The organism is uncultured Helicobacter sp. (assembly GCF_937906905.1).
GTDB lineage: Bacteria > Campylobacterota > Campylobacteria > Campylobacterales > Helicobacteraceae > Helicobacter_B.
Genome location: NZ_CALERY010000019.1, coordinates 1 through 16,212 on the forward strand (window position 1 = coordinate 1; position 16,212 = coordinate 16,212).

Below are 16,212 nucleotides of genomic sequence, written 5' to 3' on the forward strand. Positions count from 1 at the left end.
GGGGATTACGCATAATGCTTCTGTAAGGTGGCATTACTTTTTTTAATGCCTAAAGCGATTCAGCTTTGGGTGAGCAATGCGCGTGATTTTGCAAATTTCGGGCGGTCATTACCGCTTAGGTAACTCCCACCCAAAATTTGCAAAAAGCACCCACAGCCCCACCGCAAATCTTAGAATCGTTTTACTCTCAAAATTTGCTTCAACCCTAGAATCCTTTGGTTGCTTTTTTAGATTTCTTACTTCAACCCTAGAATCCACTTTTCACATTTTTAGCTTTTCTTAGATTTTAGACTTTCATTTTTTAGCATTTTTATATTTCTTACTTAATCCCAGAATCCATTTTTTGTAAAAACGCCATTTATCCGTCATTGCGAGCGGTGCTTACACCGCGTGGCAATCCATAAGCAACAACAAAACAACATACAAGCTCAAACCATGAATCGTTTGCTAGCTTTTTTAGAATTTAGATTCTTCACATTTCTAGCTTTTCCTAGAATCTACAAGAGTAGAATCTAGCGTCCAAACTACCATACTAAAATGCTAAAACTGATATGAGAATCCAGCATTGACTCCTAGCGCATGAAGCCCAGCAAATGCGCGGGTATAGAAAATCTCTGCTGAGATTGTATTGCGCGCGAACTGATATTGCCCCTGCACGCCGAGCGAGAGTTTGTCATCATAAGGCAGTGTGAGCGGGATACTCGTGCTGCCAAGCTCTAGGAGTGCTTGGCGCTTGGTATTATACAAATGCGGCTCATAATCCAGCCGTGCGGTGATGATTCCTATCTGCCTAGCCCTTGGTGCAAATGCAAAGCCCCCCTGCACGCCGAGATTGACATTGACCATATAGTCTTGATAGCCTTGTAATGTAGTGCTAACAAGCGTGCCACTTTGCGTGATAGAATCCTGCCAGAAGAGATAGTGTCGCATGCCGACATAGGGCTTGATAAACATCGATTTCATATAGATTCTCCACCCGACTGCAAGCTCGCCCATGAGTCGTTGGGCTAAGAAATTTGCACGAGAGTCTGCATTCGTCTCTGCGAGCTTTAGTGAGTGCTGTGCTTCAAATAGCCCTAGTGAGCCAAGCAGCCCCATATCCAGCTCAAGCCCACCCCACGCGATCGTATCACTAAGCGAAAGCCCAAAGGCTTGATTGCTGCTTTTAGTCGCGGAGCTTGTGAGACTCTGTGCAAGCGTGCTTGTGAGAAACGAAAACCCTATCCGCAGAGTATGCCTACTAGCACGCGCGCTCCCACCAATCTCCGCTCCACCAAACCCACCAGCACCATATTTGCCAAATGAACCCCCGCCAATCGCGCGCACATCAAGCCCAAATCGCTTAGTATAAGCATAGCTAGGCGCAGTGAATGGGGAGTTTTGGTATGGGGCATAGCCCCTTGGGGTAGGGTAGCCGCGGGATTTGCGATATGGGGTAGTGGCTAGAGCATAGTGTGGAAGGGTGTTTGTGAGGCGTGCTAGGATTTGGGGCGTAAGTGGTGTGGCAGTGGTGTGCGTGGATTGGATAGATTCTAGTGCGGCGATGGGTGTGGTGATATTTTCACTCTGGAGGGTATGGAGTGAATCTTGTGCCAGGCTTGTGAGCTCGCGACTCCCACCATAGCCATAAATCGTGCCTTTTTGCGCGCCAGTAAGCATAGAATCTAGCGCGCCAATCATCAGCCCCTCTTCATGTGAAAGCCCTGCGCGGAATGTATCTATGGCGCTTGTGTTTGGTGTGATTTCTAGCGCGGTGCTAGAATCCACAAGATCAAAGCTCAAAAACTCCTGCGAGCCTGACTGAGGGAGCACAGCGATAGAGCCGTTACCGCTAAGCGTGCCTTGTAGGAAAATATGCTTGCCAAATGTCGCGCCTGTGGGGTCGATGATGATTGCACCAGAGTTTGCCACATCACCCTTGATAGTGCCAAACTTCCCTTCATACGCACCAATCCTAATCGTGCTGCCAGCAAGATTTTGCACGCCGCCTTTGACATCAAGCACGCTGCCATAGAGATTGATACTAGAGTCTTTGGGATTACGCCACTCGCCACCTGCCATAGGCTCGCCCCCGCGCTGGGAGATAAGCGCGCCTGTGATTGTCATGCTTCCGCCATAGAGCGTGAGATCCCCACCACCACCAAATGCCGGGTCAAATGCGTTAAATCCACCGCTTGCCCCTGAAGTATCTACGGCGTTTTGCGTATCGCCGCCATTATGGAAGTCGCCATCAATAGTGATTGTGCCATTTTCGCTGATGAAATGAGCCGTAGTGGTGTAGTCGTTTGGTATGTCTCCCCGCATAGCACCGACATTATACACATTGCCATGTAGCGTGATTGTGCCCTCGTGATTATAGAGGCGATCTTGGAATCTAATTGCCTTTTGCGCTTCGATAGTGAGCTTGCTGCCTTGCTGCAAACTTATCTCACCATCATGGATAAATAGCCGAAGCTGCGTAAAATTTGCCTGGGCATTTTGAGAGAGAATAAGCGTCGCACCCTCTCCAAAGCGCACTTTTGACTCTCCGCCGTATTCACTTGCCTGGGGGTTTATGATGGGTTTATCGCTTAAAATCGCGCTAAAAAAGCTCCCCGATCCCACCACCAGCGCGCTAGCTTTGCCAAAAGAAAGCGTATGATAGCCTAGTAGGGCGACTTTAGCTTCATCTTGGAGCTGGATTCTGCTTGCTTCAAAATGCGTAGTAGAGTCATTTGCGCTTAGTGTGTAGGTCGCGTTGGGTGCGCCAGAGATACTAAAGCCCTGTGTGGTGAAAAATGTTTGCTCCCCATTGCCAGCAGTGGAGATTGTTTTATCCTGGCGATCAATACCTGGTAAAAGTGAGATAGAGGGCGGGATTTGGGTGAGATTCTGTGCATGCAGCATGCCAGAGAGCGAGACAAAAACAAAAGCAGAGCAAAACACTTGGGAAAAAGCATAAAAACAAGTGATGTCTCGCAAGCGAGCTAGCAGGATTTGGCACATGGTTATGCTAGCTCAACCACCTGCAACGCGAGATTTGCGCTAATTCCGGAGCCAAGCTTGATAAGCACGACAAACTCGCCTATATGTTTGATAGGCGTGGCGATGTCGATTTCTTTTTTATCGATGTGGAGATTATGCTGGGACTCTAGGGCATGGGCGATTTCGTCCTTGGTGATAGAGCCAAAAAGCGCACCATTATTTCCCTTTTTCTCCAGCACGACCTTGACAGATTCTAGGGATTTGGCAAGCGCCTTGCGGCGGGCAAGCTCTTGTGCTTCAAGCTCAGCTAAATGCTTTTGCTGGGCTTTGTATCTATTGATAACTTCATTTGTGGCATGCTGGGCTTTGCCTTTGGCGATAAGGAAATTCTGCCCATATCCGTCTTTAACCTCTTTGACTTCACCCTTTTTGCCAAGCCCTTTGACATCTTCTAGTAGCAAAACTCTCATACATATCCTTTGGTATAATATGGGCGTAATTGTAGCAGTAATGGCGCGCAAAGATTCCAAAGATTTTAGAAAGGCTATGTAGGCTGTGGCAGAAAAATGTGAAGAGATAATGCACCTAGATGATTTGGAGATTTTCATCTATCGCAAAAAAACCAAATACATGCGCCTACGCATTGGTCTAACACCCCCAAATCTCTCGCCAACCCTCATGGCAAACCTCGCGCAAAATCTATTTAAGCAAGCGCCCAAACCCCCATATATCAGCCTCACTTGCCCCAAAGTCGCTAGTGCAGAGCAGCTGCGTGCATTTGCCATGCACAATCTCCCATGGATACGCCAGACACGCGCCAAAATCGTGCAAAAAAGCCAGAGTCAGCAGGAGATCTTGGACGCACATGCGGGGGAGATTTTGCTATTTGGCGAGTGGGTGCCAGCTATGGGGCTGCGTGAGCTGCGGGGGATTCTAGGTAGCTATCTTGCCAAGCGCGTGCCAATGCTTGCAGAATCTATGGGGCTTAGGTTTAGTAAGCTTGGTGTGCGACTCTCGATCACGAGATTTGGTAGCTGCACGATTGATCGCTTGAGCTTCTCGATTTTGCTGGTGTTTGCGACAAGAGCGGAGATAGACTATGTCATTATCCATGAGCTAGCCCACATTGCGCACAGCAATCACTCGCCGCGATTTTGGGCATTGGTGGAATCCTACTGCCCTGGGTGCAAAATCGTGCGCAAAGGCTTGCGTGAAAAACATCGACTCATGTGTTTGCTGCTTGAACGCGCACGAAATATAGATGCTAAATAAAACGGAATCTAGAGATTCTATAAGCTACAAAGCAAATCTGCTTGCCTGCTGCCTTTTATAGCCTTGTTTTAGCACATGCTATTGGCATGCTTACAAGCAGAGAATAGCATTAAGCCTTTTCGAATTCTGCCTTGCTTGTCTAGAGTCTAAAAAATCTCTGCAGTTTTTTCATCAACCACCCTGGCGCGCAGGATTTTTTGCGTGGTGATGTTGCGCACCTTGATGATCTCGTTTTTCATGCCATGCTGGAGAGCTTGCACTTGGGTTTGGATTTGGAGATTTTGCTCTTTTAGTATGCCTGTGATGATATCGCCCTTTTGCACCAGAATCCGCTCTTTGACCTTATCTTCTGTGATGATTGTATTAGGATTGATGATTGATCTGGCTGAAACCTTGCCTAGCATGTTTGGGGCAAGGAGCCTAAGCAGGCTGGAGTTTTTTACCATAGAAAACTCGGTGCGTGTGATTTGGGTGTTTTGCGTATCGATACTTGTATTGGTATTGATAATACTTTTAGCACGCAGGATTGTAATCTCTGCTTGAATGCTATAAGAAACTGGCACAGAGAGCATACCAGTGCCTTGGCGGATTTTGGCGATAAATGTGCCACTACCTTTTGCAAGGGCTGCTGGCGATAGGGAGGAGCAGACATTTGGTGGCTGGCAGCTTATGGGGACTTGAGCGGATTCTGGATAGTGGATAGTGATTTGACTAATGGCAATATCATGGGCTCGATAGGCTTTCTCATAGCTTTGTCGCACATGGCGCTTGATAGACTCCATATCACTGGCAAACACACCAGAATCTAGTAGCGCGCATATTGCAAGCGCCCATGCAGCACACCTCGCTCTCATCATACAAGCTCCACAAATTCTGCTAGCAGCACGCGCTCATTGCCACCAAAATTCACCCGCACGCGTGTATATGTGCCAGTTTTCTGCACTTCTTGCACCACTCCAAAGCCAAATATTTTATGCTTCACCGCCGCGCCTCTAGCAAGCTTTGTGCTTCCAGATGGTGTGTCGATAGCAATCTCATCACCAGAATCTACGCTAGAGCCCAAAGTGGATTCTGGGCTTGCGTCATAGATTCCCGCTTCTTTGATGAAGCGTGATATCCCCAAGCTCTCGCGCTTACCCTTGTAGAATCGAGAAAATGCGTGCGAGAGAAATAGCCTCTCTTTTGCCCTAGTGATTGCTACATAAGCTAGCCGCCGCTCTTCTTGTAAATCGCCCTCTTCACGCAGCAGGGGGAAAAAGCCTTCTTCACAGCCCACGATAAACACATAGTCAAACTCCAGCCCCTTAGAGCTATGCACGCTCATACAGCTCACACTCTCCCCTGCTTCTACATCAGTGCTAGAAGAAAGACTTAGCTCGTAGAAAAAGTCCTGCAACATGCAATGGGGGTTTTGCAAGAAAAAGTCGCGAAAATATCCATAGAACTCCTCAATATTCGCACGCCTATCAATATCATCATTGGCTACATTTTGCTCGCTTCGCAGTGCAAATATCTCATCAAATGTATCTAAAAAACCAAGCGCACTTTCTTCAAGTTTGGATTGTAGAATCTCTAAGGAGTCAAAAAGCCCTTGGAGTTGTTTTGTTTGTGTAGGGGAGAGTAAATGTGCAAGCTCGCCTTGCTTAAAAGCCGCATATACGCTACAGCCAAGACTGCTCGCATGGGCAAAAAGCTTCTCCTGCGTAACCTTGCCTATGCCGCGTTTAGGGATATTGATAATGCGTGAGAGAGAGAAATCATCGTGAAAATCCATAATCACATGAAAATACGCCAAGACATCTTTAATCTCCGCTCTTTCATAGAATCTGGTTGCGCCGATGAGCTTGTAGGGGATTCTGGCGCGATTAAAGCCCTCTTCAATGCTTCGCGAGAGTGCATTTAGTCGAAAAAGCACTGCAATGTCTTTGGGGCTTATGCCTTTTGCAAGCAGGGATTGAATAGTTTTGGCGATGAGATTGGCTTCTTGCACCTCATCAGCACTAGTGAGCAAGGTGATAGCCTCTCCGCTCCCGCGTGTGCTTGTAAGCTCTTTTCCCAGGCGTGCGCTATTGTGTGCGATAAGGGCATTTGCTGCACGCAGGATTGGCTCTCTGGAGCGGTAGTTTTGCGTGAGTGTGATTGTTTGTGCATCAAATATCTCTTCAAAATGCAAGATATGATCGATGTCCGCCCCACGCCAGCTATAAATACTTTGATCATCATCGCCTACGACGCAGAGATTATTGTGCGTGGTGCAGAGTTTGCGCAGGAGTGAAACTTGCAAGAAATTTGTGTCTTGATACTCATCGACCATGATGTATTGGTAGCGCTGGCTTACTTGGCGTGCGATGTCGGGATTAGACTCCAAGACTTGGTAGCTAAGCAGTAATAAATCATCAAAATCAAGCATATTGTTTTGCTCTAGGAATGTATTATAGAGCGCATAGGCATTGCTTAAAGCTTTATAATTTTGGGTTTTGGCTTGGGCAAGAGCGGATTCTGGTGAGAGGATTTTGTTTTTGCACGAGGAGATGAAGCCAAGAATCTGCGCGGGCGAAAATTGCGCGAGGAGTGCTGGGTCAAGACGCTTTAGAATGCGCTTTTGATCATCAGTATCGATGAGGGTGAAAGTAGGCTTACGACCGAGGTGGTGGATATGCTCTTTTAGCAGCAGGAGACCAAATCGATGAAATGTGCAAAGCAATGGTGGATGTGCGATATCTCCGCCTAGCAGTCCAAGGGCTCGTGCGCGCATTTCGCCAGCAGCCTTGTTGGTAAATGTCAGTGTAAGTGTAGATTCTGGCGGAATCCCTATAGCCTTGATAAGATAGGCAAGGCGAGTGGTGATTGTTTTTGTTTTGCCACTGCCTGCACCTGCGAGAATCAGCAGTGCGCCATCGATATGCTGTGCGGCTTTAGCTTGCTCGGGATTAAGCGAGGAGAGAATGGTATCCATGATCTAGCGCACTTGTGTAGCTGTTGGTGCGATAGGCGTAGCTGGAGTAGCGGGAGGGAAAGCCTGAGGGATAGCTGGGGTGAAGTTGAGAGTGCGTGGATTCTGGTGGGATTGTGTGCTTGGCTTTTTGGTGGAATCTTGTTGAGATTCTAGCTCATAGGAGTAGATTTTTTGCGTATCGATTTGGAAGTCGAAAAACTCTGATCGAAAATCCGCAAGCGAGATAAAGTTGTAGCTCGTGGCTGCGGCTTTTAGATTCCCAGCGGCTTGGTAGAGTAGCCCTAGCGCATAGCGGGCTTCATAGGCATTAGGTGTCTCCATTTTAGCCAGCTGTAAAAGCAGTGTCGCATCGCCGTAGTTCCCAGCGCCCACAGCAGAAACTGCAGCAAGAAAGCGTGTGTGGCTATCGCTCTCATGCAACTCATCAACAAGTGTATTAAAAATCGTATAGGCTTTTTGGAAGTCTTTTTGGTAGATTCCAATCAAGCCCAGTGTCTGCATAGTGCCGCGTGGGTCTTGTGGTCCAGCGGTGAGATGTGCTTGCATGATTTTGGCTTGATTTTGCAAGGAGCCTGTGATAAAGCCCGTATAGACATATAGCTCGCGAGGCAACGCGCCGCCATAATACAGCGGGCGTAAGTCAAGATTATCAGAGTTGAAAAGATTATACATGCTAATACTAATGTCTTGCACACTATCGCCAAAGCTCTTTGTGAGGATTGAGAGAATATTGACCACCACATCATTAGGAAAAAGATTTTTTAGCGCGCCAATATGCTCTAGCATAGCCTCTTTGTCTTTGTTTTTGAGCGCATAAACATACTCCAGGGCATAGTAGATTGGCTCTTTTACCTTGGCTTGAGCAATCCAGTCGCTTTCTTGGATTTGGTTGTCATTTAGGTAATTTAAAAAATTTCCATAGAATGTGTGCAAGGTGGTGTCTTTGATGTGATCTTGTGCTTCATGATCTTGGTAGGATTGCACCATGTCAAAGACAACTCTATCAGTATCTTTATGACTAAACCGCCCACTAAGCACTGCAAAAATCCCAGAAATATAGTCACTTTGATCCAAATAATACGCGCGGATAAAATTCGTATAAGCCTCTTCATACTGCCCAAGCTGTGCATATACAAGCCCGAGGTTGTAGTATAAAATTGCATGATTTGGATTGCTTGCAGTGGAGGTTTTGAGGAATTTTAGTGCTGCTCGTAAATCTTTGCTTTCAAGCTGAACGAGTGTGCGGATAATTTCTCTATCAATTTTTGAAGTCGTCGCAGAACGCAGGAGAATATTTTTACCTTCAGTAATGTTGATATGGGCAAAGTTACTTGCCTGTGCGATTTCCTCTAGCGCCTTTTTCGCATCAAACACTCGATATGGTGCAAAGTAGAAAAGCATTTTATAGCCGATTTTGTCTTTGTTTTCAAAGTCGCGCTCCCAGAAAGTTTTTTGCGCCATGCTCACATCAAAAAGCTCTGGATTGATGACGACTTTAATAGGGTAGGTGATTTTGGCAATTTGCTGGAATTTCTTTTGCGAGGTGATAGAATCCAGATTTGCAGCAGCTTCTGCATAGTTCCCAAGCTTTAGCTCGATGATTTGTAGCGCCATGAGAGATTCGATATCTTGGGGGTGATCTTGGAGATAGCGCAGGAGATGGGCTTTTGCCGAGGCATATTCAGCCTGGCGTGCATAGAGTAGCCCTATGGCTTTATTGTCTTCTGGATTTGCAGCGGCTTTCAAATGGTTTAGTGCATTGACATCATCACCAAAAATTGTAAAAACATGTGCAGCAAGGCGGTTGTTTTGTGTAGCAAAATCTATGGAGTTTGGATTTAGCAGGGGGCTTAGTGTCTCAAAATACCGATCTTGATAGTAAGAGACAAGCGCATACGCATAGCTATAAAATGGTTCATTAAGAATCTCGCTTAAATTATCATTAGCGATTTTTACATAATGCCCATATAAGTCAAATCGATCTAGCTTAAACGCAGCTACTGCCGCATTGATCGCGCTTACAGAGACATTCTGTCCTGTTTGGATAGAATCATTATAGGCGGCAATAGAATCTTGATAGAGCTCAGATTTAAGCTCCATAGTGCCTAGATTGTAGTTGGCGATAGACTGGGAAAAATCTGCTATTTTGCGAAAGACCTCATAGGCTTCTTGGCGATACCCTTGATCATAGAGCATATTGCCTTTGATGATAAGATTATCCACGCTAGAGTCCTGCTCTTCTTCGATACTTGGCGCTGGGAGCGGCGCACTAAGGAGCTTTTGCATTTCTTCTTGGGAGATTTGAGACTCTAGCGGCGTGGATTCTAATTTCTCTGGTGCGCTTTTTTTACTAGGGAGAAGCAGGAGAATAAGCAGCAATAGCAACACCATCACAAGCAGCGCTACCCCGCCAATCGCACTATAAAGCAGGAAATGGTTTTGCTTGATTTTGTCAAAAGTAGGGCTAGTAAAAAATTTGGCGAAACGATTTTGCAGAGAATCAAGCAGTGCTGTGAGCTTTTGCTTGAAGCCCGCAGAGGATTTTTGCTCTACTTCTGGTGCCTTGTCTTCTTGGATACTATTGATATCTGGCATATACGAATCCTACTAGAATCTACTCACTATTTTTAAGTATAGTTTGTAGCTCTGGCATATAAGGTTTTAGTGCCTCTGGGATAGTAATTGTGCCATCTTGATTTTGGTAGTTTTCCATAATGGCTACGAGCGTGCGCCCCACGGCTAGAGATGAGCCATTAAGCGTGTGGGCGAAGTGGTTTTTGCCATGTTCTTTGTAGCGGATTTTGGCTCGCCTTGCTTGGAAATCGCGCGTGTTGCTAACAGAGCTTATCTCGCGGTAGCAGCCCTGCCCGGGCAGCCACACTTCTATATCAATGGTATTACTCGCGCTAAAGCCTAAATCCCCGCTACACAAGCGCACAAAGCGGTGGGGCAGCCCTAGATCGCTTAAGATTTTGCTAGCGGTGCGGAGCATTTTCTCTTGCATTGCATCACTTTGGCTTGGGTGCGTGATCGCCACTAGCTCGACTTTGTCAAATTGGTGCTCGCGTATCATGCCGCGCGTATCGCGTCCAGCACTTCCAGCCTCTTTACGGAAACATGGGGTCTGCGCGGTTAGGCAAATAGGAAGATCTTGGACTGGGATAATTGTGTCATTATAAAGATTGGTTAGTGTGATTTCGGAAGTGGAGATGAGATAAAGCTCATGACCTTTTTTCTTCTGCGCCCTAGAATCTTTGGATTCTGGATCTAGGCTCTTTTGTGCTTGCTCCTGCTGAGCGACCTCCTCCTGCGTGCTAGCAAGCTTAAACATATCATCTTCAAACTTTGGCAGCTGCCCTGTGCCAAAGAGCATAGCACTATTGACAATCACAGGCGTGCTAACAAGCTCAAAGCCCGCCTTGCGATTGCTATCGATCATAAAGTTTATAAGCGCGCGAGAGAGCAGCGCGCCTTGCCCGCGCAGGACTGAAAAGCGGCTTTTAGCCAGCTTTACCCCAGCGGCAAAATCAATCCAGCCATTTTGCTCTGCTAGCTCGAAATGCTCTTTTGGGCTAAAGTCAAACTCGCGCGGGGCAAGAATGCGTTTGAGCTCGACATTCTCGCTCTCATTTTTGCCGCTTGGTGTGTGGGAGTCTGGAAGATTGGGGATAGTGGCAAGGCTAGATTCTAGCTCCTCTTGCAAAGTGCGCACGACTTCTTGTGCTTGGGCGATGGCAGCTTTGTTTGACTCTAGGCTCGCACGGAGAGCTTCTAGCTCACCAGAATCTACACTAGATTCTGTAGCTCGTGATTTTGCTCCCTGCTTAGCTTGATCAGCCTTGAGTGTGCCAAAGAGTTTAGAGTTTTTGTTCTGGCTTTCTTGGAGAGATTCTAGGATTTGCTTTTTGGCTTTAAGCTCTCGAGCCTGTTGTTTAAGCGCTTCAAGCACACTAGAATCCACTTGCTTTTGCGAAAGTTTGGCTGCTACTTCGTCAAATTCATTGAGCAGTAGTTTGATATCTATCATTGTCTTTTTCCTTGCATTGTATCTCTCTAGCCAGAAATCCTAGCAGGTGGTTGGTATCAACAGAGAATCTAAATTTGCATTTTTAGCGCGATTCTACCAAAATAGAGTAAAAACGCCTATAAATCCGCATGTATTTGATTAGCTTTAGGCTGTCTTAGAATTGGTATAATGCGCGGTGTTTTATTGTTTTGATCCACAGGATATTCTCAAGGAGACGCGATGAAAGCACTACGACAAGCCACTAAATCACAGCATGAAACTCTGCGCCACAAACATGCCATGCAGGAAAGTTTCACGGAGCTTTTGCATAACAAAAACCTAAAAACCACTCCCCAGCGCTTAGCAATCCTTGAACTCATCTATGAAAATGGTCATATCGGTGTCGAGGAAATCTATCAGCACATCAAACAATTCCAGCCCAATATCTCGCTTGCCACTGTGTATAAAAATGTCGCCACACTTAGTGAGATGGATATTCTGCGCGAGGTCAAGCCACCAACACAAAAACAAAAATATGAGCTTGCTAGCGATAAGCATATCCATGTCAGCTGCGAGCAGTGCGGCAAACTTCAAGATGTCCATGTCGATGTGGGCAAGCTACTAAGGGTCTGCATGAGTAAAACTGGCTATGCGCTTTTTGATGTGTCAGCGGTATTTATCGGGGTGTGTGCAGAATGTCAGCAGACACAAAAGCACTCCATGGACAAAAAGTCATTTGGGGCGCTCTAACCCATGGGCGATTTTAGTGGCATACATAATGCCTATATCGCGGTGTTTGTTATCGGCTATCTTGGGGCGATAACGCCTGGTCCTGATATTTTACTAATCCTCCGTTATGCGCTCACAAATGGCGCTGGCAAAGCACTCATCGCGCTGAGCGGTATAGCAAGTGGCTGGCTACTATATCTAGGGCTTGTGTATTTTGGTTTCATGAGTGCGCTTAGCCACCCTATCGCGCAGGGGCTTATTGGCGTGCTGGGTGGATTATATCTAGGCTATATTAGCTATAAGATCTTGCGCAGCAGCACAGAATCCAGCGAGATAACAGAGCTACTAGAATCCACTTCCACCGCACGCCAGGGCAAAAGTGCGCTTTTAGGCAATACATTTTTACATGCTCTTTTTGTTAATCTCTCAAACCCCAAGGCAATTTTGTTTTTCATCGTAGTGGTTGCACCATTTGCAGGTGATGGCTTTGAAATAGGGCTTGTTGTGCTGTTTTGCTCCTTGCTGTGCGGATTTCTAAGTGTGATATTTGTGGGGCTATATGTGCGCAAGTGGCTTAGCGCGCAGATGTTTTTGTGGATCGATCGTGTAAGCGCAGTGATATTTGTGGGGTTTGCAGGGGTGCTGTTATATCAAGGGGTAGGCACGCTGCTTAGGCTCTAGCGCATTGGTGCTTTGGCTAAATTGCAAATAGAGTTAGACTTCACAGCGCGAGAAAATTATCCAGAATCTGCAAACCAGCTTTGTGACTTTTCTCCGGGTGGGGTTGGATCCCTAGGATATTATCTTTCCCCACAATCGCTGGAAATCGCTCACCATAGTCGCAAGCTGCTAGCACAGAGCTAGATTCTCCACTACTCTTGCTACTATCTTTGGCTATTTTAGCATGGTAGGAATGCACGAAATACAAAAACGCACCATTTGGAAGGTTTTTTAGCAGTGGATGATGCGCACCAGAATCTGTGAAGAAGCAGCTATTCCAGCCCATGTGTGGGATTCTGGGTGCATTTGTAAAACGCACAATTTCTCCCTGCAACAATCCAAGCCCTGCATGCTCGCCAAACTCATAGCTCTTCTCAAAAAGCAGCTGCATACCAAGACAGATCCCAAGCAGATAGCGTCCGCTACGCGCATACTCAAAAATCGCTTCATCAAAGCCGTGTTTGCGCACCTCTGCACGCACTTCGCCAAACGCCCCGACCCCGGGCAGTAGCACCTTATCGTAGAATCTAAGTGTTTCTGGGTCTTTGACAAACTCTACCTTTTGTCCTAGTGTCTCAAAGGCGTTGCGCACACTCCCTAGATTGCCAGCTCCATAGTCAATAACCCCAAGCCTGCCTCTCATATCAACCTAGCCCTGCAACACGCTATTGCAGCGCGCGCACAAGCCTCCCTCATGCTCTGCCATGAAGCGCCAGCAACGATCGCAACGAGCCCCAGCACTTTTATAGAGTGAGAATGTCCTCTCTCCTAGCGTGAAACTCCCGACTTTCTGTGATATATCTGGTGCATAGTCGCTAAGGATAAGCCACTGCGCCACCTGCGTAGCACATAAGCCCCCAAAGCCACTAGAATCTTGCTCGCTAGATTCTAGCACGAGCTCAAGCCCAGATTTGATAGCTTTATCTTTTTTAAGTGTGTCAAGTAGCTCGCTGCATTTATCGCGTAACTGCATGAGTATGGAAAAATCACTGCTAGGGCGCACATTATACATAGCTTGAGGCTGGAGTTCAAACACATTGCTAGCCCCTCCTCGCACAATCTCTGGCGTATGCTGCAAGACCTCATCAATCGTGTAGGTAAGAATGGGCGCAAGAATATGGCAGAGATTGCTTGCGATTAGTGCCATGACGCTTTGCTTGGCTCTGCGGGATTTATCATCGCGCTCATCGCAATAGAGACTATCTTTACACAAGTCAAGGTAGATTCCGCTTAGCTCATTAGTGATGAAATACATAAGTCCTTGCAAACCATTGACAAAATTATACTCTGCAAAATCCGATCGCACGCGTGAGAAACACGCATTGGCGCGCTCGACTATATAGCAGTCAATCTCACTTAGATCCTGCTTGGGGCTAAGGGTTTGCAAGTCGTTGCAGTTTGCTAGCAGGAAGCGTAGTGTATTGCGCAGCTTTTTATACTGCTCGCCTACTTGCTGGAGAATATTTTTAGAGATTTTTTGGTCATTTTGGTAGTCGCTTAGTGCGACCCATAGACGCAGAATCTCACTGCCATGACTCTTTAGTATCTCTTGGGGCAAAATGACATTGCCCTTAGATTTACTCATTTTCTCGCTATTTTCGTCCATAGTGAAGCCATGAGTGAGCACTGCCTTATATGGCGCTCTACCACGAAGCGCACAAGAAAGTAGTAGCGAGCTCTGGAACCAGCCCCTATGCTGGTCGCTTCCCTCTAAATACATATCCGCCGGAAATGCACCTGCATCGTAGCGCCCGCTCTCTAGCACGCCAAACCATGTGCTCCCACTATCAAACCACACATCAAGGATATGCATACATTTCTCAAGCTTGCTAGCTAGGTGCTTGTGGGACTCTGGGAGAAGTGCTTTAATCTCAAGCTCCCACCAAATATCACAGCCCTTTTGCGCAAAAAGCTCCCCCACATGCTCAAGCACTGCTGGATCAAATAGTGCCTTGCCAGATTCTTTATCGATGAAAAATGCGATAGGCACGCCCCAATCACGCTGGCGCGAGATACACCAATCAGGGCGATTTTCGATCATTGTGCGGATTCTATTGCGACCAGATTCTGGGTAGAATGTAGTCTGCGCGATAGATTCTAGCGCGACTTCACGCAGGGTTTTACCATTGTCATAAGGCTTATCCATGAGAATAAACCACTGCTTGGTCGCACGATAAATCACAGGCTCGTGTGTGCGCCAGCAGTATGGATAAGAGTGTGTAAATCTGGAGGATTTAAGCAAATGCTCGCCAAGAAGCGGGAGGATTTTGTCATTTGCACTAAAGACATGCTGACCGATGAAATCCCCCACCACATCTGCAGGTAAGAGTGCTTTATCTCGCAAACTCTCATCATAGCAGCCAGTGTCATCTACTGGCATAATCACTTCGATATCATAAGCCAAGCATGCAAAGTAATCCTCCTCGCCATGCCCGGGCGCACTATGCACTAGCCCGCTACCCCCGCTCATCTGCACATGCTCACCAAGGATAAGGAGCGATGGACGATTATTGAGCGGGTTTATCGCATAGAGTCGTTCAAACGCACTGCCTTGTAGGCTAACAAGCACTTCGCCATCTGTTAGCCCCTCTCCCACGAGCGACTCCAACAGGGGTTTGGCAAAAACATAGCCTTCCTTGGTAATAACATATTCTTCGTTAGGATGCAGGCAGATAGCTTGGTTTGCTGGCAATGTCCAGGGTGTGGTTGTCCAAATCACAGCTTGGATAGGCTTTGTCGTTGCGAGATTTTGGAGATTTAACCTTTGGATAGCTTCTTGGCTTAGTGGGAATCCCACGAAAATCGAGTAATCTTCTTTGTCTTTATACTCTACTTCGGCTTCAGCTAGAGCAGAGCGTGCCGCCCAGCTCCAAAATATAGGCTTAGATCGTTCAGCGAGCAAGCCCTTTTGCGCCACAAGCGCAAGAGTTTTATAGATATTTGCTTCAAACGCAAAATCCATAGTTTTATAAGGATTAGCAAAATCTCCAATAACGCCGAGATCTTGGAATTCTTGTTTTTGGATATCGAGAAATTTTTGCGCATGCTTGCGACAGAGCTCGCGGAATGCCGGCTTGGAAAGAGAGGATTTTTTATGTTCTTTCTCTACTTGCTGCTCGATAGGCAGTCCGTGGCAGTCCCAGCCAGGTGTATATCGCACGCTTCGCCCATTAAAATAATGCAGCTTTATGACAATGTCTTTTAGAATCTTATTGAGCGCATGACCGATGTGGAGATGACCATTCGCATAGGGCGGACCATCATGGAGAGTAAAAGTGTCTATTGCCCCTGCTCTATAAGTGCGCATAGCATTGTAAGCGAATTGATCAGCATTCCACGCTTGATATGTTTTGGGCTCATTTTGCGGGAGATTGCCGCGCATAGGAAAAGTTGTGTTGGGGAGAAGAAGAGTGTCTTTGTAATCCATAGTATTACTCCAGTGTCGCTTGCTGCATTGCTCAAACACTACAGACTGCATTGCAATTCAGTCGCCAGATTTTACACGCAGCCTTGCGACAAAATTGGGTGGTGCCAGCATGAAAACACGCCCTAGCACCTTGCACTT

General features: G+C 46.7%; 11 protein-coding genes. 3 read left to right on the forward strand and 8 right to left on the reverse strand.

The window, feature by feature from the left end:
- Positions 1-540: 540 nt before the first annotated feature.
- Together Q0171_RS04110 and rplI are read right to left on the reverse strand one after the other, a co-directional pair.
- Positions 541-2,985 carry a hypothetical protein gene (locus tag Q0171_RS04110; RefSeq protein ID WP_299327059.1) on the reverse strand — a complete coding sequence of 815 codons (2,445 nt, stop codon included), beginning with the start codon at positions 2,983-2,985 and terminating at the stop codon, positions 541-543.
- Between the two features lie 2 nt (positions 2,986-2,987).
- The gene (rplI, locus tag Q0171_RS04115; RefSeq protein ID WP_299327061.1) at positions 2,988-3,434 is read right to left on the reverse strand and encodes a 50S ribosomal protein L9; all 447 of its coding nucleotides are present in this window, start codon (positions 3,432-3,434) and stop codon (positions 2,988-2,990) included.
- A gap of 85 nt (positions 3,435-3,519) precedes the next feature.
- On the opposite strand from rplI, the gene Q0171_RS04120 reads away from it, so the two are divergent.
- Positions 3,520-4,236: a M48 family metallopeptidase gene (locus Q0171_RS04120; protein ID WP_299327063.1), complete on the forward strand. Its 717-nt coding sequence runs from the start codon at positions 3,520-3,522 to the stop codon at positions 4,234-4,236.
- A 146-nt stretch (positions 4,237-4,382) separates the two neighbouring features.
- On the opposite strand, the gene flgA is transcribed toward Q0171_RS04120, so the two are convergent.
- Genes flgA through serS form a run of 4 tightly spaced genes read right to left on the reverse strand, consistent with a single transcriptional unit; the run spans position 4,383 to position 11,219 of the window.
- The gene (flgA, locus tag Q0171_RS04125) at positions 4,383-5,093 is read right to left on the reverse strand and encodes a flagellar basal body P-ring formation chaperone FlgA (RefSeq protein WP_299327065.1); all 711 of its coding nucleotides are present in this window, start codon (positions 5,091-5,093) and stop codon (positions 4,383-4,385) included.
- On the reverse strand, positions 5,090-7,192 hold the full coding sequence (locus tag Q0171_RS04130) for a UvrD-helicase domain-containing protein (protein ID WP_299327067.1): 2,103 nt from the start codon (positions 7,190-7,192) through the stop codon (positions 5,090-5,092). Before Q0171_RS04130 ends, flgA begins: the two co-directional genes overlap by 4 nt.
- Before the next feature lie 3 nt (positions 7,193-7,195).
- Positions 7,196-9,787, reverse strand: coding sequence for a tetratricopeptide repeat protein (locus tag Q0171_RS04135; protein ID WP_299327069.1), 2,592 nt, complete (start codon positions 9,785-9,787; stop codon positions 7,196-7,198).
- A 19-nt stretch (positions 9,788-9,806) separates the two neighbouring features.
- Positions 9,807-11,219 (reverse strand): serine--tRNA ligase, encoded by a 1,413-nt coding sequence (gene serS / locus Q0171_RS04140; RefSeq protein ID WP_299327071.1) that lies wholly within the window; start codon positions 11,217-11,219, stop codon positions 9,807-9,809.
- A 219-nt stretch (positions 11,220-11,438) separates the two neighbouring features.
- Here serS and Q0171_RS04145 point away from each other — a divergent pair, with 219 nt between their 5' ends.
- Complete coding sequence (locus tag Q0171_RS04145) at positions 11,439-11,948, forward strand: transcriptional repressor (RefSeq protein WP_299327073.1); 510 nt, start codon at positions 11,439-11,441, stop codon at positions 11,946-11,948.
- Positions 11,949-11,951: 3 nt separating this feature from the next.
- On the forward strand, positions 11,952-12,608 hold the full coding sequence (locus Q0171_RS04150) for a LysE family translocator (RefSeq protein ID WP_299327075.1): 657 nt from the start codon (positions 11,952-11,954) through the stop codon (positions 12,606-12,608).
- A gap of 40 nt (positions 12,609-12,648) precedes the next feature.
- Here Q0171_RS04150 and hisH read toward each other — a convergent pair whose 3' ends face one another.
- Positions 12,649-13,290: an imidazole glycerol phosphate synthase subunit HisH gene (hisH, locus tag Q0171_RS04155; protein ID WP_299327077.1), complete on the reverse strand. Its 642-nt coding sequence runs from the start codon at positions 13,288-13,290 to the stop codon at positions 12,649-12,651.
- A 6-nt stretch (positions 13,291-13,296) separates the two neighbouring features.
- On the reverse strand, positions 13,297-16,074 hold the full coding sequence (gene ileS / locus Q0171_RS04160) for an isoleucine--tRNA ligase (RefSeq protein ID WP_299327194.1): 2,778 nt from the start codon (positions 16,072-16,074) through the stop codon (positions 13,297-13,299).
- Positions 16,075-16,212: the final 138 nt, after the last annotated feature.

Coding starts and splice junctions, on each gene's coding strand:
- rplI (WP_299327061.1), bottom strand. CDS start 3,434: ATGAGAGTTTTGCTACTAGAAGATGTCAAAGGGCTTGGCAAAAAGGGT.
- Q0171_RS04135 (WP_299327069.1), bottom strand. CDS start 9,787: ATGCCAGATATCAATAGTATCCAAGAAGACAAGGCACCAGAAGTAGAG.
- Q0171_RS04110 (WP_299327059.1), bottom strand. CDS start 2,985: ATGTGCCAAATCCTGCTAGCTCGCTTGCGAGACATCACTTGTTTTTAT.
- Q0171_RS04145 (WP_299327073.1), top strand. CDS start 11,439: ATGAAAGCACTACGACAAGCCACTAAATCACAGCATGAAACTCTGCGC.
- ileS (WP_299327194.1), bottom strand. CDS start 16,074: ATGGATTACAAAGACACTCTTCTTCTCCCCAACACAACTTTTCCTATG.
- hisH (WP_299327077.1), bottom strand. CDS start 13,290: ATGAGAGGCAGGCTTGGGGTTATTGACTATGGAGCTGGCAATCTAGGG.
- flgA (WP_299327065.1), bottom strand. CDS start 5,093: ATGATGAGAGCGAGGTGTGCTGCATGGGCGCTTGCAATATGCGCGCTA.
- Q0171_RS04130 (WP_299327067.1), bottom strand. CDS start 7,192: ATGGATACCATTCTCTCCTCGCTTAATCCCGAGCAAGCTAAAGCCGCA.
- Q0171_RS04150 (WP_299327075.1), top strand. CDS start 11,952: ATGGGCGATTTTAGTGGCATACATAATGCCTATATCGCGGTGTTTGTT.
- serS (WP_299327071.1), bottom strand. CDS start 11,219: ATGATAGATATCAAACTACTGCTCAATGAATTTGACGAAGTAGCAGCC.